23 protein-coding genes are annotated in these 24,593 nt (G+C 40.5%); 9 read left to right on the top strand and 14 right to left on the bottom strand.

Features of this window, described 5'->3' with window-relative positions:
- Positions 1–201: 201 nt before the first annotated feature.
- Together mrcB and TI10_RS08940 are read right to left on the bottom strand one after the other, a co-directional pair.
- A complete protein-coding gene (gene mrcB, locus TI10_RS08935) occupies positions 202–2,577 on the bottom strand; it encodes a penicillin-binding protein 1B (protein WP_049582969.1) in 2,376 nt (791 codons plus the stop codon).
- Positions 2,578–3,124: 547 nt separating this feature from the next.
- Entirely contained in the window at positions 3,125–4,036 is a 912-nt protein-coding gene (locus TI10_RS08940) for a LysR family transcriptional regulator (protein ID WP_049582970.1), read from the bottom strand.
- Between the two features lie 88 nt (positions 4,037–4,124).
- Here TI10_RS08940 and TI10_RS08945 point away from each other — a divergent pair, with 88 nt between their 5' ends.
- The 3 genes from TI10_RS08945 (at position 4,125) to TI10_RS08955 (ending at position 6,478) form a co-directional block, all read left to right on the top strand.
- Positions 4,125–4,451, top strand: coding sequence for a hypothetical protein (locus tag TI10_RS08945; protein ID WP_049582971.1), 327 nt, complete (start codon positions 4,125–4,127; stop codon positions 4,449–4,451).
- A 27-nt stretch (positions 4,452–4,478) separates the two neighbouring features.
- On the top strand, positions 4,479–4,823 hold the full coding sequence (locus tag TI10_RS08950; protein WP_049582972.1) for a hypothetical protein: 345 nt from the start codon (positions 4,479–4,481) through the stop codon (positions 4,821–4,823).
- A gap of 437 nt (positions 4,824–5,260) precedes the next feature.
- The gene (locus tag TI10_RS08955; RefSeq protein WP_049582973.1) at positions 5,261–6,478 is read left to right on the top strand and encodes a serine hydrolase; all 1,218 of its coding nucleotides are present in this window, start codon (positions 5,261–5,263) and stop codon (positions 6,476–6,478) included.
- A 287-nt stretch (positions 6,479–6,765) separates the two neighbouring features.
- Here the strand turns inward: TI10_RS08955 and dusA are convergent, their stop codons facing one another.
- The 3 genes from dusA to TI10_RS08970 all read right to left on the bottom strand — a co-directional run bounded on the left by dusA (position 6,766) and on the right by TI10_RS08970 (position 8,810).
- Positions 6,766–7,803 (bottom strand): tRNA dihydrouridine(20/20a) synthase DusA, encoded by a 1,038-nt coding sequence (gene dusA, locus TI10_RS08960; protein ID WP_049582974.1) that lies wholly within the window; start codon positions 7,801–7,803, stop codon positions 6,766–6,768.
- 414 nt (positions 7,804–8,217) lie between these two features.
- Complete coding sequence (locus TI10_RS08965) at positions 8,218–8,502, bottom strand: helix-turn-helix domain-containing protein (RefSeq protein ID WP_049582975.1); 285 nt, start codon at positions 8,500–8,502, stop codon at positions 8,218–8,220.
- A complete protein-coding gene (locus tag TI10_RS08970; RefSeq protein WP_049582976.1) occupies positions 8,499–8,810 on the bottom strand; it encodes a type II toxin-antitoxin system RelE/ParE family toxin in 312 nt (103 codons plus the stop codon). Before TI10_RS08970 ends, TI10_RS08965 begins: the two co-directional genes overlap by 4 nt.
- A 184-nt stretch (positions 8,811–8,994) precedes the next feature.
- On the opposite strand from TI10_RS08970, the gene TI10_RS08975 reads away from it, so the two are divergent.
- Both TI10_RS08975 and TI10_RS08980 read left to right on the top strand, forming a co-directional pair.
- A complete protein-coding gene (locus TI10_RS08975) occupies positions 8,995–9,291 on the top strand; it encodes a type II toxin-antitoxin system RelE/ParE family toxin (RefSeq protein ID WP_049582977.1) in 297 nt (98 codons plus the stop codon).
- Between the two features lies 1 nt (position 9,292).
- Entirely contained in the window at positions 9,293–9,613 is a 321-nt protein-coding gene (locus TI10_RS08980; protein WP_049582978.1) for a helix-turn-helix domain-containing protein, read from the top strand.
- Positions 9,614–9,763: 150 nt separating this feature from the next.
- Here the strand turns inward: TI10_RS08980 and TI10_RS08985 are convergent, their stop codons facing one another.
- The 3 genes from TI10_RS08985 to TI10_RS08995 form a co-directional block, all read right to left on the bottom strand.
- Positions 9,764–10,342 (bottom strand): VOC family protein, encoded by a 579-nt coding sequence (locus tag TI10_RS08985; RefSeq protein WP_049582980.1) that lies wholly within the window; start codon positions 10,340–10,342, stop codon positions 9,764–9,766.
- A gap of 199 nt (positions 10,343–10,541) precedes the next feature.
- Positions 10,542–10,967 (bottom strand): tail fiber assembly protein, encoded by a 426-nt coding sequence (locus TI10_RS08990; protein ID WP_049582981.1) that lies wholly within the window; start codon positions 10,965–10,967, stop codon positions 10,542–10,544.
- Positions 10,968–10,969: 2 nt separating this feature from the next.
- Complete coding sequence (locus tag TI10_RS08995; protein ID WP_049582982.1) at positions 10,970–11,806, bottom strand: gp53-like domain-containing protein; 837 nt, start codon at positions 11,804–11,806, stop codon at positions 10,970–10,972.
- 498 nt (positions 11,807–12,304) lie between these two features.
- On the opposite strand from TI10_RS08995, the gene TI10_RS09000 reads away from it, so the two are divergent.
- The gene (locus TI10_RS09000) at positions 12,305–13,495 is read left to right on the top strand and encodes a lactate oxidase (protein ID WP_244161554.1); all 1,191 of its coding nucleotides are present in this window, start codon (positions 12,305–12,307) and stop codon (positions 13,493–13,495) included.
- A gap of 309 nt (positions 13,496–13,804) precedes the next feature.
- On the opposite strand, the gene TI10_RS09005 is transcribed toward TI10_RS09000, so the two are convergent.
- Positions 13,805–14,950, bottom strand: coding sequence for a DUF1266 domain-containing protein (locus TI10_RS09005; protein WP_244161555.1), 1,146 nt, complete (start codon positions 14,948–14,950; stop codon positions 13,805–13,807).
- 216 nt (positions 14,951–15,166) lie between these two features.
- On the opposite strand from TI10_RS09005, the gene zur reads away from it, so the two are divergent.
- Entirely contained in the window at positions 15,167–15,676 is a 510-nt protein-coding gene (gene zur, locus TI10_RS09010) for a zinc uptake transcriptional repressor Zur (protein WP_049582983.1), read from the top strand.
- A 159-nt stretch (positions 15,677–15,835) separates the two neighbouring features.
- Here zur and lexA read toward each other — a convergent pair whose 3' ends face one another.
- Positions 15,836–16,441: a transcriptional repressor LexA gene (lexA, locus tag TI10_RS09015; protein ID WP_049582985.1), complete on the bottom strand. Its 606-nt coding sequence runs from the start codon at positions 16,439–16,441 to the stop codon at positions 15,836–15,838.
- Positions 16,442–16,560: 119 nt separating this feature from the next.
- Positions 16,561–16,932 carry a diacylglycerol kinase gene (locus TI10_RS09020; RefSeq protein WP_049582986.1) on the bottom strand — a complete coding sequence of 124 codons (372 nt, stop codon included), beginning with the start codon at positions 16,930–16,932 and terminating at the stop codon, positions 16,561–16,563.
- Positions 16,933–17,061: 129 nt separating this feature from the next.
- Here TI10_RS09020 and plsB point away from each other — a divergent pair, with 129 nt between their 5' ends.
- A complete protein-coding gene (plsB, locus tag TI10_RS09025; protein ID WP_049582987.1) occupies positions 17,062–19,518 on the top strand; it encodes a glycerol-3-phosphate 1-O-acyltransferase PlsB in 2,457 nt (818 codons plus the stop codon).
- Between the two features lie 51 nt (positions 19,519–19,569).
- On the opposite strand, the gene ubiA is transcribed toward plsB, so the two are convergent.
- The 3 genes from ubiA to pgi all read right to left on the bottom strand — a co-directional run bounded on the left by ubiA (position 19,570) and on the right by pgi (position 22,799).
- A complete protein-coding gene (ubiA, locus tag TI10_RS09030) occupies positions 19,570–20,424 on the bottom strand; it encodes a 4-hydroxybenzoate octaprenyltransferase (protein ID WP_175445356.1) in 855 nt (284 codons plus the stop codon).
- Between the two features lie 27 nt (positions 20,425–20,451).
- The gene (gene ubiC / locus TI10_RS09035; protein ID WP_049582989.1) at positions 20,452–20,964 is read right to left on the bottom strand and encodes a chorismate lyase; all 513 of its coding nucleotides are present in this window, start codon (positions 20,962–20,964) and stop codon (positions 20,452–20,454) included.
- A gap of 188 nt (positions 20,965–21,152) precedes the next feature.
- Entirely contained in the window at positions 21,153–22,799 is a 1,647-nt protein-coding gene (pgi, locus tag TI10_RS09040) for a glucose-6-phosphate isomerase (RefSeq protein WP_049582990.1), read from the bottom strand.
- 299 nt (positions 22,800–23,098) lie between these two features.
- Here pgi and lysC point away from each other — a divergent pair, with 299 nt between their 5' ends.
- Positions 23,099–24,478: a lysine-sensitive aspartokinase 3 gene (gene lysC / locus TI10_RS09045; protein WP_049582991.1), complete on the top strand. Its 1,380-nt coding sequence runs from the start codon at positions 23,099–23,101 to the stop codon at positions 24,476–24,478.
- The last annotated feature ends 115 nt before the right edge of the window (positions 24,479–24,593 follow it).

Below are 24,593 nucleotides of genomic sequence, written 5' to 3' on the forward strand. Positions count from 1 at the left end.
CTGTACGAATAACTTTAAGCTAGAGAGTAGCCTTGGCCGAATATATAGGAGATAGAACAGAGCAATACCCCTCTTGGTAGGGGTATCACACCTCAGATATTAAAATAAAAATCAACTTATTAAATCAAACGGAGTTCTATACTACCCTGCATTTTACTTCCATTCGGTAACATGAAAATGTTCTGAATGCTCTACTGATATCTAAAAAAGAGCATCTAAACTTTCATCAGAGTAAGATTTTTTAAATGAAACAGGAAGAAATTGTGGTGGTGTATTACAAATCGTATTGAGATCATTGCCCCAGATAGGTATTTCGCGTACCTCCCCGCCAATCATGCTATCTCCTGAAAGGTTTTCTTTACAATAAATATCACCTTGAGCATCAACCCCAACCATATATATATCGTTTGGTTTCACAGGCTCTAGCTTACCCACTCCATTAATTTCAAAAAATGCTTTAGTAAGAAGTAAAGAACCACTAGCTCCCCATAATTTAGTCGGCTCGTTATTATCCCTTCCAATCCAAGAAAGCACTACTTTTTCTCCGTCAATCCCAGTAAACCAGCTATCGCGCAAGCCACTGGAAGATCCCGTTTTCCCTGCAAGAGCATATTTTTTAAATCCAGCCCCTAATCTTTTTGATGTGCCTGAGCGAACAGACTCCTGCATAGCATAAAGCGTGAGCCAAGCAGCTTCTTCTGGAACGACTTGTGCTAGAGCCTCGGTTCTATGGTAAATTTCTTTCCCATATTTGTCTTGAATTGAAATTAACGTGTAAACACCCGTATGCTTTCCAAGATTAGATATCGTCTGAATCCCTTCAACAAGTTCTACTGGCGCCATATCAAGTGTGCCTAACAGAATAGATGGAACCATTACTATTCTATCAGAAGGAATTCCTATTGATTTTAGTGTTTTTGCGACATTATCAATTCCTACAGACATACCCAAATTTACTGTAGCTACATTAATAGAATGAGCAAGAGCATCTAAAAGCATTACTCGCCCCCTGTACGTTCTTGTAGGGTTTTTTGGCGACCACGAGTTTTTTTCACCAACATCTATACTGAGAGGTTCATCCTCAATCCAAGTATTTAAATTAAAACGGTAAGGAGAAGTTAGTGCAGACAGGTAGACTGCCGGCTTAATCAGTGAACCGACTTGTCTTTTAGTATCTGAAGCTCTGTTGAACCCGTTATAGTCTACATTTCTATCTCCCACAATAGCCAATAGCGCCCCCGATTTTCTATCAACAACTAAAATTACAGATTGCAAATCTTTTAAACCTGTTTTCTTATCTAACATTGGCATGGTTTTTTTTACTGCATTCTCTGCATCTTCTTGTGACACAGGATCAAAAGTGGAAAACACTCTTGCTCCGGACAAATCATTAAGGACAATATTTTTATTATTCCTAATCTCTTTTTTTAACATGCTAATGAAAGAAGGATGTTTAGTGAAAACAGAACCTTTTTCCTGGACATTGAGACCTTCTTTCATTGAAGATAAGTAGTCGTCTTTATTAATAACTCCACTCTCCGATGACAACTTTAAAACGAGATTACGTCTCTCCATAGCTACTGTCGGTTTAGTCCACGGGTTATACAATGAAGCTCCTTTAGCCATCCCTATTAATAATGCTTGCTGCTCTAAAGATATTTCATTGATTGGCCTACCAAAGTAATAAATGCTAGCAAGTGGAAACCCATAAATCCCGAACGAACTGTTCTGTCCCAGATAGATTTCATTCAGATAAAGCTCAAGAATTTTATCCTTGTTAAACTTAAACTCCAAGACCAAAGACATAATAGCCTCAGTCAACTTACGACTCATTGTCCTATCCCGGGACAAGAACATATTTTTCACAACCTGCTGTGTTATCGTACTTCCACCCTGAATTCGCTTTCCAGCTTTAATATTTTTGTACAAGGCTCTGGCTATAGAATAAGGATTAAGACCATGATGATTATAAAACTCTCGATCCTCTGTGGAAATCAACATATTAATCATATCATTAGGGAAGTTTTCCAACGGCATGAATATCCGTTGCTCATCACCGGGTGAATATATAATTTCCACTAACCTCGGTTCAATGAGTATGTTATTAACAGCCAGTCCTAAATCTAAATCCACTATCTTTTTAATTATATTTTTGTCAAACTCAACTTCCACTTTAACTGACTTAGATAAATGGTCTGGATAAGAGAACTCCCGTAAGTAAATAAAAACCTTATCTCTATCTTCATGAAAGTCGCCAGGACTTCTTATCGAGTCAACGTGATGGTATCTGGCGCCATTTAATATCTTTATTACATTTCCTTTGTTTTTATACTCCCCAAGCTTCAACGTATATGTCTTGCCATAAACCTGAGCTGGCATATCCCAGAATCCATTACTTACTCTCTCATTTATCATAGTATCGATTCTTTCTGCCAGATTATATATGTAGAGAAATGCAAAACAGAACACTAAAAATAAAACGGCTAATATAATCTTAAAAAGGAAACTTAATTTTATCTTTTTATTTTTTTTCTTCTTTCTTCTTCCTAAAGGTTCCGTTGCATTAATTTCTTTCATATAAACCAACCCGTAATGTATACTCAAAGGCAACTTCAATGTTACGTCTTAACACTCTTGATTACTGCATATAAATCCACTTGAAGAAATCATTAATCGCTAAAACATAGCTAGAATATTATTTTAAATATAATAACCAATCACACTCTAATAAGATAAAACTCAATATTAAAAATTTTCATAACGCGCAGATTTCAGTATTCAACGATTAAGATGGAACAGGTTACCTAACACAAGCACTATTAATCAATCTTGTTATTAATATAACTAAAATAAATCGTATTTATATCAGAAATCCACACCATCTTGTTATTGATTCGCTACACGTAACTCTCACGATTTATTCGAAGCAAGATAGCCAATTTTATGCCCATAAAAATATTTTCAACAACGAAATGACTATATACCCTATGGATTTCAAGATGTATCGCGACGGCAAGGGAGCGAATCCCCGGGAGCATAGCGAACCATGTGACCGGGGTGAGTGAGTGCAGCCAACAAAGAGGCAATTTGAAAGATAACGAGCCTGTAGCATTCATACCAATGCTCATGACAAAAAACCGGGTGTTTGACATATCTTCACTATAATAGATTTTAATTCATGCAGAACTTTATCATGTCTGCTCCCCACCCGTGTGCCTATTTCGAGTTCATAGGGTGGCATGCTAACGGGGCATGGGAATATTTGTAGCGATGTGTTCTTCTCCATTGCTCGTGCTGCATGTGATGGCACCGTAGTGATTAAATCAGTTTCAATCAGCAAAAATGGCACTGCCGCAAAATGTGTAGTAGAAACCTTGACACTGCGTTTATAGCCAACAGCATTTAATGCTTCATCTACCACACCTACGAACCCACCTGAGGAAACTAATAAATGAGGGCGTTGTGCGTAGTCATCCACCGTTACCGGCACCGAAGTATTTTTGTCGGCTATGCACAAGTAATTCCCCTTTCCTAAACGGTGACTTTTAACTAAGTGAGATGATAAACCACCAGCGGTGATAGCAAGGTCAATTTGATGACGCATCAACATATCCTGAGCCAAGCCACTATGAGTTTGCCGAAAAATGATATGCAAACCAGGGAGATGCTCGTCAACTTTTTTCAGTATCTTTTGCCCTAAAGCAATTTCACTGTCATCTGATAAACCCACAGTCACCGTGCGACCCTTTATTTCTTTTCCAGCAGTGGTTAAAGCTAGTGCCTGTCGGCATTGCGTCAGTGCCTCTTCGACGAGAGGTGCTAACTCATTAGCTCTAACCGTAGGACGTAGCCCGCGCCCCGTCCGTTCGAACAGCGGGTCGGAGTATACGCGTCTTAAACGCCCAAGAGCTGCGCTTACCGCGGGTTGCGTTAATCCAAGCCGAATAGCGGCACGACTCGCCCCACCTTCCTCGATCAAAGCCTCAAACACCCTGAGCAAATTGAGGTCAATATTCTCAATATCAATATAATTCATAACAGATAGTCCTTTTCAAATATTGATTGATATTAGACGTATCTACACTATTACGCATCAGAAACATCTTGAGAAGAAGGAAACACCTATGAGCAAGATATCAGTTGCTGCGCTTCCGATCGGTACATCTCCTGAATGGAAAGTCGCCAAATTACCTCATATCATTGATTTTAAAAATAAAAAAATCAACAACAGAGCACAATTAGTTGCTATGCCCGAGTCTCCGTTAGGCGGGTATCCTAGAGGCAATTTTTTCGGTAATTATATGGGATATAGACAACTAGAGGGGAGGCAAGAGTTTGCTAACTGTTATAATAATGCTGTCGATCTTAAGGGGCCGGAAGTAAAGGCGCTAGCCGCGCTGTCCAGACGAACAAAAGCATCACACGATATCAAAATCCCTATATTTTCTTAAAAAACAAATCATATGGACAAAAACATTATGAAATATATCGTTATTTTATTTATTTTCAGATCATGTCCAGTTAACGCTATGAAGCAGTATACTTTAAACTGTCAAGGCCGTAGTGAAATGACCGTCATGCATACAAATTATAGGATAACGACTTTGAAGTGGGATGATGATTTTATTGTATCACCATCTCCCACTAAACTATTTAATAAGAACGGAAAGAAACTTGTATATCAGTTTATGAATGGAGATATGATGATTGTAAATTCTGAAAATGAAAAACATTATTTTATTTACAATCAAAAGAAAGCGGTTGAATGTCACAAAGGGCCAGATAAAAATGTTTTCCCTGTTATTTTAGGTATAACACATTAGTTTTTATTAAAACGTATAAATAACTTTTCACAATTCTGCTACACATTCCCCCATTCAACCCATTGTTATATATAGAGTTATGAGTGGTATAAGATGTAGCGCTATTTTGGAATCTTATTTATATTCACGGAGGGATATGCTTAAACTATCCGATGCAGGGCAAATACAGTAATGATCTCGAAAATAAGTTATTGGCACTTTATAACGATAACATCATATACTTTAATCTAAATAGCAGTTCAATAAAATAAATCTACTTAGGTAAATAGAATTCATGGGTAGATTCATATCCGGTAGTTTTTGGCTATAAGGAATAAACCAAGAAATGGAATAGACGTGCCGTGTTTGAATTTCCAGAGTTTCAGGACTAAACGTTTTCTAAAGTTCAAATAAAATAGATTGGCTTAATAATTTTATAATAGACATTTGGTTTTTTTATGAAAGATATCACCTTTTTTACATGGAAAGTCCAGTTTGTGGCTACATTTTTACTGTTTCTCAATGCTCCATTAATTCAAGCTGAAGAAGCTCTAGCTACTCCACAAGTGGACTCACAAGCTTGGATCTTAATGGACTACAACAGTGGAAAAGTTCTGGCAGAAGGTAATGCGGATGAAAAGATAGATCCGGCGAGCTTAACTAAACTCATGACCAGTTATGTTGTAGGACAAGCAATTAAGTTAGGTACAATTCATCTGACCGATACTGTAACCATTGATAAAAATGCTTGGGCTACAGGCAATCCCGTTCTACGCGGGTCTTCTGTCATGTTTCTTAAACCTAGGGACAGGGTTTCAGTGGAAGACCTTAACAAAGGAATTGTTATTCAATCCAGTAATGATGCCTGTGTTGCACTAGCTGATTATATAGCTGGCAGTCAGGACGCATTCATAAGTCTTATGAACGGCTATGGACAAAAAATGGGGCTTAACAATACAACGTTTAAAACAGTGCATGGTTTAGATGCTCCTGGGCAATTTAGTACAGCACGAGACATGGCATTGTTAGCTCGCTCCCTCATTCATGATGTCCCGGATGAATATGCAATTCATAAAGAGAAAGAATTCACATTTAATAAGATTCGTCAATACAATCGTAACCGACTGTTATGGAACAGCAACCTCAATATAGATGGCATGAAAACCGGAACTACCTCTGAGGCCGGTTATAACTTAGTTGCATCAGCAACCTTGGGTGATATGCGCTTAATTTCTATTATTCTGGGCGCAAAGACGGATTCTGTTCGTTTCCAGGAATCAGAAAAACTTCTGACATGGGGATTTCGCTTCTTTGAAACAGTGACACCTATTAAATCTGAAGATACTTTTATTACTCAACGTATATGGTTTGGAAATAAAAAAGAAGTCAAACTCAATGTGGGTAAACAAGGTTCTATTACCATACCTCGTGACCAACTTAAAAAATTAAAAACCAGCTATATTCTTAATACCCCTCAGATTACTGCCCCAATAAAGAAAGACCAAGTAGTCGGCACCATAACTTTTAAGATTGGCAGTAAAACCATTGAGGAAAGACCACTTATTGTAATGGAAACGATTGAAGAAGGTGGATTCATTAGCCGTATGTGGGATTTCGTCTTGATGAAAATATACCAATGGTCTGGCATTTGCTTCCCTTGCTCCATAAATAGCTAATGCTTTTTTTGAATTTACATCAATGCATTACGTTTCTTAGCTTAAAATTTTTTCGATGGCTATTTAAGATCATCATTATCTTAAATACCTCAAGCCTGTTATTTAATATTTAATCACATATGTAAGGCCCGGTATGAGATCTAAAGAATATTTTTAAACTTCAGGTCTCAACCATTTTACTTTCCATAATGATACAATGGAAAAAATAATTGGTATCTTAGGTGACATTGGGCCAGGAGCTGTAAGTGCCACGGATAGAATTCTTATAGCAGTAAAACGAGCGGATATTACATCCGCTCAGTCACCATAGCTAACGCCTGTTCCACAACAGAAATATCCGCTCCCGATTTGTGTGCATTCTCACTAAGATGACGACGCCACTGACGCGCCCCCGGAATCCCTTGAAAAATACCTAAAATATGGCGGGTAATATGACCCAGATATGTTCCTTTTGATAGTTCTTGCTCTATATAAGGATAAAGTGCTTTGACCACCGCAACAGTATCAACCACCGGCATTGAAGCATCAAATAATTCATGATCAACCTGTGCCAGAATAGACGGGTTTTGATAAGCCTCACGCCCAATCATAATTCCATCTACATGTTGTAGATGCTGTTTCGCTTCTTCCAACGATTTAACACCGCCATTAATAGCAATCGTCAATTGAGGGAAATCTTTTTTCAATTGATAAACTCGTGGGTAATCCAACGGTGGAATCTCACGGTTTTCTTTTGGACTCAAACCAGAAAGCCACGCTTTACGAGCATGAATGGTAAATATATTGCAACCACTACGTCGCACAACGGTATCAATAAAATCACACAGGAATTGGTAACTGTCTTGTTCATCAATACCGATACGGGTTTTAACTGTCACCGGCACATTAACCACATCCTGCATGGCTTTGACGCAATCAGCGACCAGTTCCGCTTCTCCCATCAAGCAAGCGCCAAAACGACCATTTTGTACCCGGTCAGAAGGGCAACCGACATTTAGGTTAATTTCATCATAACCACGTTCTTGAGCAATCTTCGCACAATGCGCCAACGCTTGCGGATCACTGCCACCCAGTTGTAATGCTATCGGATGTTCTTCTTCGCTATATGCCAGATAATCGCCTTTACCATGAATAATCGCCCCGGTTGTCACCATTTCGGTATATAACAGCGTTTGCTGACTTAATAAACGATGGAAATAACGGCAGTGACGATCTGTCCAGTCCAACATCGGGGCGACGGAGAAACGGTTAAGGCTATATTTAACCGTTTCTTTATCTTTTTCATTGAATTTAAAAGTTTTTTCAATTTCTTTACTTTGGTGCATTGCTATACTTTTTAGATTATTTTGACATTCTCAGTACCCCATAAATAGGGGGCCTAACACAGAGAATAATATTAAATTATGGCCTACTATAGCATAGAGAAACGTCTCCGTACTGATGGCAGTATCAAGTATCGTTGACAATTGACGCAAAGAAGTATCGCAGGTGATTTATACCCTTCATCTTTCAAGCTGCTGCTTTGTTGGCTGCTTTCACTCACCCCAGTCACATCGTTATCTATGCTCCTGGGGATTCGTTCACTTGCCGCCGCGCTGCAACTCGAAATCTATTGGGTATAATGTAGAACCGTACAGTTTGCTATCAGGAATATTTTGGGGAAAGCGCGGAGTACGTTTACTACTTTAGTATAATTATTTCGGCTTTAAGGGATAAACGGGACCAAAGTCCCATGCCTTTTACTGATATTGAACGTTGAAGTTAATAACCGCGCCACACGCTGCTGCATAACGTTCCAAAGTCTTCATACTTGCGCCAAGAGGATTTTTTTCAAGCCTATTGATACCTGATGGTTTGATACCAATTTTCTCTGCCAGCTCAGTCTTTGACATGCCAGAACGTTCACGCATCTCAAATAATATCTGTATCAGTTCCAACTCCTTGTCGGCTTCCTTATACGCAGCGATAGACTCCGCGTCATTCAACATCAACTCCTTCAATTCGTTCAGTGATACTGGTTTCATTTGAACTCCTTAAGCCTCATATGGGCTGTCTTGATGGCTGCTGCCGGGGTTTTCTCAGTCTTCTTCACGAATGCATGTAGTAGATAGATCTTCTGACCTCTCGCAAATGCATACAGTGACCGGGCAATGTCTTTATCTCCTACCCTTAGTTCAAATATACCACCGCCGATAACTCGGCTATGTGGCATCCTGAGAGCATTGCCTTCAATTGCCAGACGTTCTATTAACCTAAACATCCTACCACGTATCTGAGATGGCAATGTGGCAAGTTCAGTAGCAGCGGCTTCATGAGTAAGTATAGTATACATTTATTTTCCTCCATTAAGGAAATTATATTATAAAAGAAATAATATTTAAAAAATAAAAATTACTCTAAAAGAGAAATAAAAGAGTGGGGGCGTATAGACAACAGAATTACTGCCTGTTCCAATAAAACAACAGACTAAAGGAATATAATCATGACCATACAGACAGCAAAAACCAAGCTGATGACTGACACCTGATGTTCAGGACATTTTCGGTTATGCCCTACATGTTGCACAGACTGGGGGAAAACATTCTCAGGCCAAGCCATTGAAAGGATTTGGTGGTGCTGGTGTACTAGAAGTCGTAGAAGACTACATTGGCGACACTTACCGGGAGGTATATACCGTTAAATTTGGAACTGCTATCTATGTTCTACATGTATTTCAGAAAAAATCATCGACAGAGATAGCAACACCTAAGCCAGATATGGATAAAATTCGCGAACGATTGAAAATCGCAGAAGACCATGCCAGAGGAAGATAATATGAACCACAATATCGAAGTCAGTAGCGGTAACATTTATACCGATCTCGGTATGGAGGATGCCGAAGAAATGCAAGTCAAAGCACAACTTGCTACTACTATTATCGGCAATATCATTAAAAGCCGTCGCCTAACACAAGAAAAAGCCGCTCAATTGTTAGGCATGACTCAACCCCGTTTATCTAACATGCTACGTGGGCAATTCCGAGGTATCAGCGAGGCAAAAATGTTAGATTGCCTGAATCGACTAGGGCGTGACGTTCAGATTGTGATCGGGAAACCGCGCCGGACACCCGGTAGCCTTAAAGTCGTTTTTTCTTAATACAACTTTCACAATAGCCCAATCTTCTGGGCTATTTTTTACCTGCTGTAAAAAAACTTAAACCTGACTCTTATCAACAGCTCCAGCTAATGCGGAACTGTGAGACCTTTATTCTAGCCAGTAGATCGGCAAATAATTATTAAGTACTACCTAATCAGTGCCAATATCATCATGCCCTTCTTCAAATTCCCATTGAATATTATATTTGTCTATAAAATAAAAATATCTGATCTTACCTATAATCTCACAAGTTTCTTGTTTTAAAACAGCGTTTTTTTCATCCTCTTCGTTAAAAAAGATAAATTCATCACTGGTGATTTCATCTATTTTGTATGGCTTATATAATGGCGATGAATTTATTAATTTTACATCAGGCGAGTTTTTTATATGCTCGAATACACTATCTATGTTTTGTACTCTAAGACAAATATGACCAATACCACCAATATCATTGCCTTCTTTTATTTCAATCCTTTTTGTTCCAGTTGGATTGTGATATTCCATTAATTCAATAAAAACCCTAGCTCCAGGAATTTCCAGAAATGCTATTGATACATCTACCTGCTCAGGGTTATCGATAAAACCTGCTGATTTTGCAAAACCCTTATTTTTAAAATGAGGAAAGAGTTGCCTAGGTATTGCACCAAATAGATTTCTATAAAAATCTATTGCCGACATCACATCATCTACAACAATATTAATATGACCTAATCCTTTAAAGTTTATCATTATCTTTCTCCATCAATTTATATAGAGTATAATCTCATCCAAAATAATAGAATAATTGTTACATAAAATTATCAATCAAATTTAAATGATTTAATCAATTGAGAAATAATCAACAATTAAGATTTAAGTTTAAATCCTGATATTTCCCCAAAAATCAAACAGATCAATTTTTGGGGTAAATTAAATAAATTGCGTCTATTTATCTCTCTGGTTTTTCAGGCCAATCAATATCTATTGCCTGTGAAACATCTATCCGATTAAGTATTACCCTGTATTCTTTCCATGCCAATAAAGCCATTTTCTCTTCCTCAATCGCAATACCTAAATCAACAGCGTCTTGCAGTGGCGCAATTTGATTTGTTGCCTCAGCGATGAGTTGTTGTTTTTGGAATTCAGCATATTGCCGTAATGCATCTTCCGCTGGCGGGGGAATATCTGCCCACTCCGGCAAACCTTTTTTATTGGCTACACGGTGTTTTCCTTCTGGCGCATGATTAGCAGCATATTCCTGATAAATATCATTACTGACTTCTATAATATCATCCGGCAATGAACCAGCAGTAATATAATTTTGTTTCAATTCTACCGGGTAGAAAGCATTCGTTTTTGCACTGTAATAATACATAATTAATATCCTATCGCTATCCAAAAGAATGGGCTATCCCATTTGGCATTTACCCAAGAATTTAATAAATCGAAAGATGAGTGATCAATTACATTTACATAGCCAACAGATGCCCCCATAAAACCCATTTTACTTTGAATAGAATTAATATTGACGGCATAATGCGTATTGGAAAAACTAATTGGCAATTGAATACGTTCTATACGGCCAGCATCAATGACCTTAGTACGCCCCCATTGATAGATAACGCCGGTATCTCCACATTTCCACCAACCATTAATCGCTTTACTGGCAGAATTTTTATTACCTTTAGCATTAACTTGGTTATCTACTTCTTCTTTTGTGTATACCCCAATATCCACGGCATCCAGATCAATATTCTCAGATAATTCCTTACCATTTACTTGCCGAATATTGGGCACTCTGCCATTAATATTTTCACTCAACGAATTTACTATTCCTTGAGCAAGCTTTTGCGTAACAGCTAACATGTCACTATCACCAAGTACATCTGTAAGTTGAATAACACCTTTTTGTGTTAATGAAGCACTTGGAATTTCTATTAAAGCTTTTTTCTCTAAAGCGGTATTTAATTGGGTAGTGAGCTTATCTATATCGCCATCATCCAAAACATCATCACTACATTGTGTAGAGATAAAATTAGCTACCACCGATGACATAGTTGACGATTGACGCAAGACCTTATTTAATAAATCAATGGAAATAACATTGGGAAGAATCCCTATATTCAGTTCCTGACTTTCTTCATATTCTTCCTGAGAAACAATATTAGCATCCGGGCTAATAGAAAAGGCTTTAAAATCATTCTTATTACTCATGAGTTCTCCTTAAAGAAAAAACTTATGCTTTCATTAAATAAGACTTTGAGTTAATGAAAATTTAAATATCCACCTGTTCATCGCATATAATTTTAGATCGCATTTCAATAATAGCCTTTTTCTGATAAGTAATGATGAAATATTTTTATAACTTAGTAAAATTAACTATTTTTTTATAATTGATGCAGATAATAATTCAATATTTGAAACCAAATTTATAGCCAATTTTCTCATTTATATTCAACATCCAAAGCCTCTCGGTTTGAACTGTTCCCCAAAAACTCAGGTAAGCGAATAAAATAAGCTAACATATCTTAATCTGAATTTTGTGATGTTGCTCTCACAACAAAGAATCTCCAGTTCCAATAGGCTTTGCCAGCTTATAAAAACATTCTTAAGGATTTATTAGCTTGAATTATCCAGAATCGGTCTATTCTTAATATGTGGACAAATTCTATTGTCAATACTTATTAAACCTACTAAGTAAGGGAAAATTATATGCCATCAAGAAGAGACGTCATAGTTGGAGGATTAAGTCTTGCTGCTGCCGGTACGCTATCCGCTGTATCCTCAGCCAACGCCGCAACTGCTAACATAAAGCTGACAGGAGCCTACAAAACAAATAGTGCAGAAAAATCCCTTGATATTATTAATCTTTACGACCTGGAAGAAGAAGCGCGTAAATTGATTCCTGCCCCTCAATTCGGCTATATCAGCGGCGGTTCAGGCGATGAATGGACTTTACGTGAAAACACCAGAGCGTTTGACGATTTTCAAATTATTCCCCGCTATCTCGCAGGAATAAAAGAGCCTGACACAACAACCGAATTGCTCGGCAGTAAAGTGGATATGCCTATTTTCATTCCCCCAATGGCAGCACATGGGCTATCTCATACTACCGCTGAATTGGGAACGGCAAGAGGCGCTGCCGCTGCCGGCACACTGTTTACCGCGCAAACTCTAGCTAATTCACCTCTTGAAGAAATAGCAAAGGTGAGTAATGGCCCCAAATGGTTCCAAATTTATTTTACCAAAGATATGGGCATTAACCGCGAAATGATACGTCGAGCCAAAGCTATGGGGGCAACCGCAATCGTCTTTACCGTCGATTTAGAGTGGAGTGGTAATAGAGAAACCGATAAACGTAATAAATTTGTTTTCCCACATTCATTACCATTTCCTAATATTCCAGGCGTTCCCGCAGGAGCAAGCTTATCAGAGATTACAGCGCTATTTAAACGGGATCTTGATTTTAATGACCTGGAGTTTCTCGCCAAAGAATCAGGTCTTCCAATCATCGTAAAAGGGATTCAATCCGCCGAAAATGCTAAAGAATGTGTTGAACACGGCGCCGCAGCGATTCAAGTTTCTAATCACGGCGGCCGTCAGTTAGATACTGTCCCGGCAGCAATCGCTTCATTACCGCACATTGTTGAAGCGGTTGGATCTAAAATTCCAGTCTATCTGGATGGAGGCATCCGCCGCGGCACCCACGTGTTTAAAGCTCTCGCATTAGGCGCCAAAGCTGTCGCTATCGGTAGGCCCATTTTGTATGCGCTGGCATTGGGTGGGGCGCCAGGCGTCACTTCCGTTTTAAACCTACTTAAGGATGAGTTGAAACTTAGCATGAAACTGGCAGGATGTGCGGCCATTAAAGATATAGAGAGAAAATTTATTAACTTGATTTAACCCATTAACTAATAAAGTAAATATTGGCCCCGTTTCATTTGAAACAGGTGATTTCAGGAAACGGGGTAAATTATGTTACTTTTTAATAAATCCGAATATTGAAAGCAGAAACTTGTGGTAGAGATTTACAAACTCCAATAGACCATCTTCAATGGGGAATGAATTTCGTAGTGACAGACAATATCAGCAAACAAGTCGAACTTTACATTCAAGTTGAAACCACAAAAAAATAATTAAGCCACTATTTTCTATATTAATTACTTATTTCCCCTTGAAATGTTCTTCAAGGGGAAACATTTCATGTAAATATTAATGAAGTACACGAGACGCTGACAGCTCAGTAATATCAAATTCATAACTTTGTTGTTCTTCCATGTTACTACGTACAACATCTTCTACTAATGCAGAAAAACCTGTCATCATCTGCCTTTCCATGATAACGCCTTTTGGTTCAGGCCACGGTAAACTAGCAATTGGCCAGTCACAATGTGACTTATAATAATTAAATTGTTCCAGCCGTTCTTTAGACCGGTTAAAATCATTACTCCAGTAAGCATTTCCTAGCCGGAAATTTGTATAAAACTCATCAAAATTACCGAAGATTTCATAAACATAATCCGCGGTTTTCAACATATCTTTCCATGCCATTTCTTCACTAATATAACCGGCACAAAAACAGTTACGACTTAAAACAATTGCAAGCCACAAATCAAACCCCCACACTAATGCAGGAGGGCGTTCATTAATAGGTTTGGAGCATTTATGAATATAGTCAGGCGTTACTTCAACTAATTTAGCAAGCACTTTAAACATTTTCCCATCACTAAGAGCAACATCAATAGCAAAATGTTTTGAATGTACCCCTTCCCACAAACCCGTTAGCATTTTCATATACCCGTCTTCATCAATAATTCCCCAGTCGCTATATAATTGGGATTGATGTTCCTGAGTCAGAGATAATGGGAGCAGGCAGTAACGATAGTTATCATGGGCAACTCGTGACTGTAAAGGATAATGCTCTAGAGTTTCACTCCAAAAACCTAGCCAATAGTCACTAACAATATTTAACCGTAATGCCTGGCGCTTCTCTTCTGGTAAAAGAGATAAACCTGCTTGTTGATAATAACGCCGTTGCTCCCATTCAGGACGCTTAACAATGCGATAAATAATAACAGAGAGTAACATTACACCCAATAATGCTATACCTCCTACTTGTGCCAGAAGTAAATAGTCGGTATCAGGGACAGATACATTACCTATTATAAATAAAACAATTGCTACAGATAATACAATACCCATACATACCGCAATTACAAATAAAATATTAATCAACGCATATAATGCTCTTAGAAAAGGTAACTTTCTTTTTTCACAGATAATATGCTTCATTACCTGATAGCCTTTGACAGGGAACTGTCTATAATGAGGCTGATTTTGTAAAAGCTCTTTCATCATAAATGCTTCCTTTCCGAAAATTATCTGTCATATACGATAATTCTTGTCTGTATTATCATAAACTTCAAGAAAACATTATTTTTGCTATTGAGTACCAATTTAGCCAAATTAACTCCATCAAGGGACAATCACAATGAACTTTACTGGATAATATTTTCTATTGAAGAAACATGATAACATCACAATATTATTATCGTACTGGTTGTAAGGGGCGCAATGAAATTGATTAATCAAAAAAAGTTACTGGAACAGGCCGAAGTCATTTGCCAGGCTCGTGGAGTCCGTTTTACTCCGCAGCGGCTTGAAGTTTTGCGTCTAATTTCAGCGCAACCCGGAGCAATCAGCGCTTATGATTTACTAGATTTGTTACGGGAAGCAGAACCGCAGGCCAAACCGCCTACCGTATATCGGGCGCTGGAATTTCTGTTGGAACAGGGGTTTATTCATAAAATAGAATCCACCAACAGTTATGTCCTATGTCACCATATTGAACAACCAAGCCACACCTCAGCGATGTTTATTTGCGACCGTTGTGGTTCTGTTACGGAACGAGACGGTGGAACCGTTGAATCCGCCATTCAACAGTTAGCAAAAACAGCCAGGTTCAGTTTACGCCATACCGTCATCGAGGCGCATGGCTTATGCTCACCCTGTGAAGAGATCGAATCCTGTACTAAACGAGGTGAATGCCAGCACGACCACAGCATTGAAGTAAAAAAGAAGTAGATGGTAATAAATGCTTACCTTTGGTATAGAGCCAGACTGAAAATAAACAACCGCAGAATCACGTTTAAGATAATCACAACGATAAATTCAACAACATGATTCTGCCGGAATATTGCAATTCTTTAACAATCTCAAAAACAACAATTTGATATTTTACTATCAAGACCAGTTGCCGTTACGAATCACCCCAACCGCCAATCCTTCAATTGTCAGACTCTGGTCACGCAAATCCACCACAATTGGCTTAAATTCTGGGTTTTCTGCCAACAATTCAACTCTATTTCCAGTCTGTTTAAAACGTTTTACTGTCACTTCATCTTCAATGCGGGCGACAATAATCTGCCCATTATGAACATCTTGGGTTTTATGCACAGCCAACAGATCGCCATCCATAATCCCAACGTCTTTCATAGACATGCCGCTGACCCGCAACAGGAAATCCGCACTTGGCTTAAACAGTGCAGGATCAACCTGATAATGACTTTCAATATGCTCCTGCGCCAACAGTGGTTCACCTGCGGCTACACGGCCAATTAACGGTAAACCAGATTCTTCAAACAACAAACGGATACCTCTAGATGCCCCAGCGACAATCTCTATCACCCCTTTACGAGCCAATGCTTTCAAATGCTCTTCAGCCGCGTTAGGTGAACGAAAGCCAAGACGTGCTGCAATTTCAGCACGCGTTGGCGGCATCCCCGTTTGCGAAATATGGTCACGCACCAAGTCATAAACTTGCTGCTGCCTTGCGGTAAGTGCTTTCATTTCGTCCCCTGTTTGTTTATACAGTCAATATGTGAGTATATACAGCTAAATAACGATTGGGAACCTGCCAGGGTAGAAAATTAGCCAATTATAATATAATACCTAACTATTAAACTAAATCAGGCCATAAAATAGCGCCAAAGGATGGTCCCCCAGACAATTAATGACAACATCATGGTCAGAAAGACAGCCGCCGATCCCATATCTTTCGCGCGACCGGAAAGTTCGTGGAACTCACTGCCAATACGGTCAACCACTGCTTCAATAGCACTATTCAGGATTTCCACAATCAGTACCAGCATCACTGAACCAATCAGTAAAATGCGTTCAATGGCGCCGATATCCAGATAAAATGCAACTATCATAGCCAATATCGCTAAAACTATTTCCTGACGGAAAGCCGCTTCATTTTGCCATGTCGCCTTAATACCTTTCATAGAATATAAAATTGCGTTAATGATACGGGTCAAGCCCTTGGATTGATTAGCCATAAATTATTCACACCAAATATGAGGTTATTTGACACTTTTCCCTTTTATTATTGTCTTAACACAACAGATCTCAACACCCGTTTCTGGTATGCTGGCAACGTGTTGCTAACAAGAGGCTTCAAGATATTTATGTCAAGTTGGCGTAAAATATATTATAAATTATTGAATTTACCACTAAAAATACTGGTAAAGAGCAAACTTATCCCCACAGATCCTATTACTGAATTGCGGCTCGATACAACACGCCCGATTCTGTACGTGCTGCCGTATCATTCCAAAGCAGACTTACTGGCATTACGTCAGCAATGTCTTGAGCAGGATCTGCCGGACCCATTAAATTCACTGGAGATCGGTGACGCTGAACTTCCCAGCTATGTATTTATCGATAATGGTCCACGTGTATTCCGCTATTGTGCGCCAAAGCAGGAATCCGTAAAAATTTTCCATGCTTATCTAGATCTACATCGCAATAATCCAAATTTGGATATTCAAATGCTGCCGGTTTCTGTCATGTTCGGTCGTTCCCCCGGACGCGAAGGGCAGAGCGCTCCACATTTGCGGCTACTCAATGGTATCCAAAAATTCTTCGCCATTCTCTGGCTAGGCCGAGATAGTTTTGTGCGCTTTTCAAACACAGTATCTCTACGCTATATGGCAACTGAGCATGGCACGGACAAGACTATTGCCCATAAACTGGCTCGTGTGGCGCGAATGCACTACTCGCGCCAACGCCTGGCAGCCGTTGGGCCACGCCTACCGGTTCGTCAGGATCTGTTTAACAAGTTACTGGCATCGAAAGCGATAGAAAAGGCGGTCTCTGATGAGGCCCGCACCAAGAAAATCTCACATGAGAAAGCCCGACAGAATGCCATTAACATGATGGAAGAGATTGCGGCGAATTTCTCTTATGAAACGGTACGGCTGTCAGGCCGTGTACTAGGTTGGACCTGGAACCGCCTGTATCAAGGGATCAATGTTCACAATGCTGAACGCATCCGTCGTCTAGCACAGGATGGTCACGAACTGGTTTATGCGCCCTGCCACCGTAGCCACATGGATTATTTGCTGCTCTCCTACGTGCTCTATCATCAAGGCTTGGTACCGCCCCATATCGCCGCTGGCATCAACCTGAATTTTTGGCCGGCAGGGCCAATATTCCGCCGTCTTGGCGCATTTTTCATCCGCCGCACGTTCAAGGGCAATAAACTCTACGCCACGATATTCCGGGAATATCTAGGTGAGTTGTTTGCCCGAGGCTATTCTGTTGAATACTTTATGGAAGGCGGTCGCTCCAGGACAGGTCGTTTACTCGATCCCAAAACGGGTACGCTGTCCATGACATTACAGGCGCTGTTGAGAGGCGAATCACGCCCCATTACCATTATTCCAATTTATATCGGCTACGAACATGTGATGGAAGTTGCCACCTATGCTAAAGAACTGCGTGGCGCAACCAAAGAGAAAGAGGGCTTTTTCCAGATGATACGCGGTTTGCGTAAACTTCGTAATCTGGGCCAAGGCTACGTCAACTTTGGCGAACCCATCCCGTTGATCCAATACCTTAACAACCATGTTCCTAGCTGGCGCGATTCTATTGATCCAATAGAATTCCATCGCCCCGAATGGTTCAATCCGACAGTCAGTCAACTGTCTGAGAAGATTATGGTAAACATCAACAACACCGCGGCGGCTAACGCCATCAACTTGTGTTCAACTGCCCTGCTTTCGTCGCGTCAGAGAGCACTGACTCGTGAACAACTGCTTGAGCAACTGGATTGCTATATACAGCTCATGCACAATGCGCCCTACGCTGCTGATGTCACTGTACCAAAGAAAACTGCGGAGGAGTTGTTAGAGCACGCTCTGCAAATGGATAAGTTCGAGGTAGACAAAGACAGTATGGGTGACATTATCATTCTGCCACGTGAGCGTGCAGTTTTGATGACCTACTACCGCAACAATATTCAACATCTATTAGTATTGCCATCACTGATTGCCTGCATCGTTATTCATCATCGCCGCATCAGCCGCGAAGCGTTGTTAAACCAAGTCGCAATCATTTATCCACTCCTTAAAGCCGAGCTGTTTATGCGTTATAGCAAAACAGAGTTGCCAGAAGTGGTTAATACGCTGATCAACGAACTGACCCGCCAGTGCCTTATCTGCAACAAGGAGCATGGCCTGCTGGTGCTTAATCCAGCACGTATCCGCCCCCTGCAATTGCTGGCAGCCGGCATCCGTGAAACACTGCAACGTTATGCCATCACACTCTCTTTACTCAACGCCAACCCAGTAATCAGCCGGGGAGTGCTGGAAAAAGAGAGTCGAATGTTAGCGCAACGTCTGTCGGTATTGCATGGCATCAACGCACCTGAATTCTTTGATAAGGCGGTATTTACTACATCGGTAAATACGCTGCGCGAAGAGGGTTATATCAGTGACAGTGGTAATGCGATTACAGCAAATACCCAGGAGCTGTATCAGGTATTAGGTGAATTGATGTCACCTGAGATTCGTCTAACTATCGAGAGTGTCAGTTTGCCGCCAGAGCATAACGATACCGAAGAGAGTACCAAGGAAGAATAATCTTCTTAAATATACTGGTGATAATGGTTATTCACATTATCACCAGATATTTCAGACATAGCTGAAAAAGATGCCAAGGAATAGCACCAAACCTACATAGTTATTATTGAGGAATGCCTGGAAACAAAGTGTTCTTTCCCGGTCGGCGATCAATTTTTGCTGATAAATAAATAGCGTGCCCGCAAGTAACAGCGACCAATAGTAGATACCACCGAGATTCATCATATAACCCACCAGCGCCAGCACCAGTAACATAGCAAGTTGCAATAATCCAATAATCAACTTGTCGAAACGACCAAACAGAATAGCGGTGGACTTCACGCCAATTTTTAGATCATCGTTTCGATCGACCATCGCATACTGTGTATCATAAATAACCGACCAGAAGATATTAGCCAGGAATAACAACCAGCACTCTGGTGGTAAGGATTCACTAACCGCAGCAAATCCCATAGGAATAGCCCAACCGTAAGCAGCCCCCAGTACAAACTGAGGAAGATGACTAAACCGTTTAACAAAGGGGTAAAGCCAAGCCAGAGCCAACCCAACGACTGACAACCCGATCGCCATTTTATTCAGGGTTAGAACCAGTCCGAAAGAAATCAGCGCCAATACGACAAACAAGATTTTGCTCTCTTTTCCACTAATAGCGCCGCTCGGCAGGGGACGTGTTTTTGTGCGTTCAACATAACCATCAAATTTTCTGTCAGCAAAATCATTGATTGCACATCCTGCTGCACGCATCAGAAACACACCGGCAGTGAAAATTAATAATATGTGCATATCTGGAATGCCTTTACCGGCCATCCATAAAGCCCAGAAAGTCGGCCACAACAACAATAATGCACCTATAGGTTTATTAATACGCACTAAACGGCAATAGGCCAGCCATTTACTTTGCGCCATACTTCCCGCCACTTCTGTTTCCCCCTTTTAAATCTTATCTTTGTATACAGGTGACTCAGGTAAAAAGACTTCCGTCAATAATAACGGCTTGCCTGATAATCTCAGCAATGATCGTCTCGCCCAACGGTTCCCCTGCTGCCCCACATGAATATAGTCGCGCGTTAATTTATTACCACTAAAAAGATAGCGCCCCAGTGGGACTGTTCCTAAATCAACCAAACTTTCATCAGGGCCGGTCAATGTTGCTTCAGGGATTAACGTCCGCCCCAATAGCCAAGGGATATTGTCACCACACAATACAATCTCACGCAGCCAATATCTTTGGCTAGTTAGCAAACGCTCACTTTCATCAGAAAGCTGTTCCGCGGTAATAAAACATTCTCTGAATGGTATGATACGAACACAATTGCAGTATTGCTCAAAACGGCGGGTCATGGAGCCTAATTCCATCAACCAATCTGAAACCTCATCAGGTAAAGTGGGCGAATCCACCGAAAGCCAATGAATCGGCACCGTTGTTAATATTGAGTCAGCTAACATGTGATTTTCCATTAAGACAAATTTCTTCTATCCGAGGGCACAATTGATAGCCACCGAGAATACCACGTTATAGGTATGAAGAATAAAAAGTTATAACGGATTCTATAAACAACATTTACCAAATATGGGCGAATTATGCTAAATATAATTCGCCCATATCAATTAAATTTCCAATTCAGAATAAATGACTAACGCCATGCTTTAAAACGGTTAATCAGCCCATTTGTCGAGCTATCGTGGCTGACAACCCTATTATCATCCTTAAGTTCCGGCAAAATACGATTAGCCAATTGCTTACCCAATTCAACTCCCCACTGATCAAAAGTAAAGATGTTGAGAACTGCCCCTTGCACAAATATTTTATGTTCATACATGGCAGTCAACGCCCCCAAGCTAAACGGGGTAATTTCACGTAACAGAATAGAATTCGTCGGGCGATTTCCTTCAAACACTTTAAATGGCGCAACATGTTCAACTTCAACCATACTTTTACCACTGGCGACAAATTCAGCATCCACCTGCTCACGAGATTTACCAAAGGCTAATGCTTCTGTCTGAGCAAAAAAGTTAGATAACAATTTGCTGTGATGGTCACTCAATGGATTGTGGCTGATGGCTGGCGCAATAAAATCGCAGGGGATCAGTTTAGTTCCCTGATGAATAAGCTGATAAAACGCGTGCTGACCATTGGTGCCAGGCTCTCCCCAGATGATTGGGCCAGTTTGGTAATCCACTGGATGACCATTACGATCGATATATTTACCATTGGATTCCATATTGCCTTGCTGAAAATAGGCAGCAAAGCGGTGCATGTACTGATCGTATGGCAGAATCGCTTCAGTTTCTGCGCCAAAGAAATTGTTGTACCAAATACCAATTAACGCCAGCAATACAGGAATATTCTGCTCAAATGGGGTACTAGAAAAATGCTGATCCATTGCGTACGCACCACGAAGCAATTGTTCAAAATTTTCAAACCCAACAGAGAGTGCAATAGACAAACCAATCGCTGACCACAACGAATAACGGCCGCCAACCCAATCCCAAAACTCAAACATATTTTTGGTATCAATACCAAATTGCTTAACTTCCTGTTCATTGGTGGAAAGCGCCGCAAAATGCTTCGCAATATATCCTTCATCACCCGCGCTTTTTAGGAACCAATCACGAGCAGAGTGAGCATTAGTCATTGTTTCCTGAGTCGTGAACGTCTTGGAAGCAACGAGAAACAGCGTCGTTTCCGGGTTAAGTGATTTCAAGGTCTCCGCAATATGAGTTCCATCCACATTAGAAACAAAATGCATATTCAAGTGATTCTTATAAGGTTTCAGCGCTTCTGTCACCATATAAGGGCCAAGATCTGAACCACCGATACCGATATTCACAACATCAGTCATCACCTTACCGGTATAACCTTTCCACTCGCCATTAATCACGCGTTCACTGAAATCTTTCATTTTTGCCAACACAGCGTTGACCTGCGGCATAACATCTTCCCCGTCAACCCTAATTGGGGCGTTGCTGCGATTACGTAGAGCAATATGCAGGACAGCGCGATTTTCAGTACAGTTAATTTTCTCACCCGAAAACATACTGCGAATAGCCCCGGCAACATCCGTCTCTTTAGCAAGTGCCTGTAACTTTTCTAATGTCTCAGTTGTAATGCGATTTTTTGAAAAATCCACCAAAATCTGGTCATCGAACGTCGCGGAGAACTTAGCAAAACGATTTGGCTCCTGTCCAAACAACTCACGTAGGTGAATATCCTTTATCTGCGCAAAATGCCGTTCTAACGCTTTCCAAGCTGAGGTTTGACTAGGATTGATATTTTTCATAGCTATGCTCTCTATCAACTGACTGTAATTAATTGGGAGTAAAGAAAGATTGTAACCTGTAATTCTATGATTCGAGCCTCTTTTCCTTTAATCGCTGATATTGGTCAAAACGATTAAATTTTTCTAGTTCTATTTGTTGAGGTGTATAAAAAATAATTGCCTCTCTCTACTATCCTCAGTTTTTTTTATGATTCTCATCGTGTCATGAAAGATATTGATGTAGCTCTTCACTCCGTTGACTCAAAACGGTTAACCCGATATTTCTAAAAAGACTATCCAGTTAACAGAAGGTTATCGCAATGAGTGCTGTTTCATCCCAATGCCCAGAAATTGGCGGGCATGTAGTCGCAAAATTTGGTGGTACCAGTGTGGCAAATTTCGATGCCATGAATAGCAGTGCAGATATCGTACTGGCAAATAAAGCAGTACGTGTGGTTGTACTGTCTGCTTCTGCCGGTATAACCAACTTATTAATTGCATTAGCGGAAGGCTGCGATGCAGATAAGCGGGTTGACTACTTGAAACAGATCCACACCATTCAATACGCAATTATTGATCGCTTGCATAAATCCGATACCATTCGTCAAGAGATTAATCATCTACTGGAAAACATTAAAACCCTTGCTGAAACTGCATCTCTGGCAACCTCTGCGGTTCTGACAGATGAATTAGTCAGCCACGGTGAACTGATGTCCACACGATTGTTTACCGAATTGCTTCGCCAGCGCGGTAAAGATGTCGAATGGTTTGATATACGCAAAGTGATGTATACCGACGATCATTTTGGTCATGCAGAACCAAATCGTGGACAACTTCAATCGTTGGCAACAGAACATCTCTTACCACATCTGAAAAATACTCTGGTTGTCACCCAAGGTTTCATTGGTCGTGAAGAGAAGGGTCGTACTACTACACTGGGGCGTGGCGGCAGCGATTATACTGCGGCGCTCCTGGGAGAAGCCCTTGGCCTAAAGCGCGTTGATATCTGGACAGATGTGCCGGGCATTTACACCACTGACCCACGAGTTGTTCCGGCCGCACAACGAATTGATAAGATTGCCTTTGATGAAGCGGCGGAGATGGCAACATTTGGCGCCAAAATCTTACATCCGGCAACGTTGTTTCCCGCTATTCGCTGTGGCATTCCGGTCTTTGTCGGTTCCAGTAAAAACCCACAGGCCGGCGGTACGTTGGTTTGCGATACTACAGAAGCCGCACCACAGTTTCGCGCTATTACCCTGCGACAGAAACAGACGTTACTGACGCTACACAGCTTGAAAATGCTGCACGCACAGGGATTTCTGGCTGAGATATTTACCATTCTGTCACGTCATAATATCTCAGTGGATTTGATCACCACCTCTGAAGTCAATGTGGCATTAACACTCGACACCACAGGCTCCACTAGCACAAATGGCAGCCTGCTGACCAATGCGCTTATGACGGAGCTTTCGACGCTATGCCGGGTTGAAGTGGAAGAAGATCTGGCGCTGGTGGCAATTATTGGTAATCAGCTTTCTCAAACCAGTGGATTAGGAAAAAAAGTTTTTAGTGTGCTGGAAAGATTCAATCTCCGTATGATCAGTCATGGCGCCAGTAACCATAACCTGTGCTTGCTTGTTCAAGGCAAAGATGCAGAACAAATTGTTCAAACGCTTCATCAGCGTTTGTTTGAATAAGTATAGTTTTCCAAGTATTTAATATCCCGCCCAGTCTTTTGACTGAGCGGGATATGACAATAAATCCATCATTTCACTCCCAAATAATTTATTGTGTAGGAATCTCAGTACTGAC

This window comes from Photorhabdus luminescens subsp. luminescens (genome assembly GCF_001083805.1).
Lineage (GTDB): Bacteria > Pseudomonadota > Gammaproteobacteria > Enterobacterales > Enterobacteriaceae > Photorhabdus > Photorhabdus luminescens.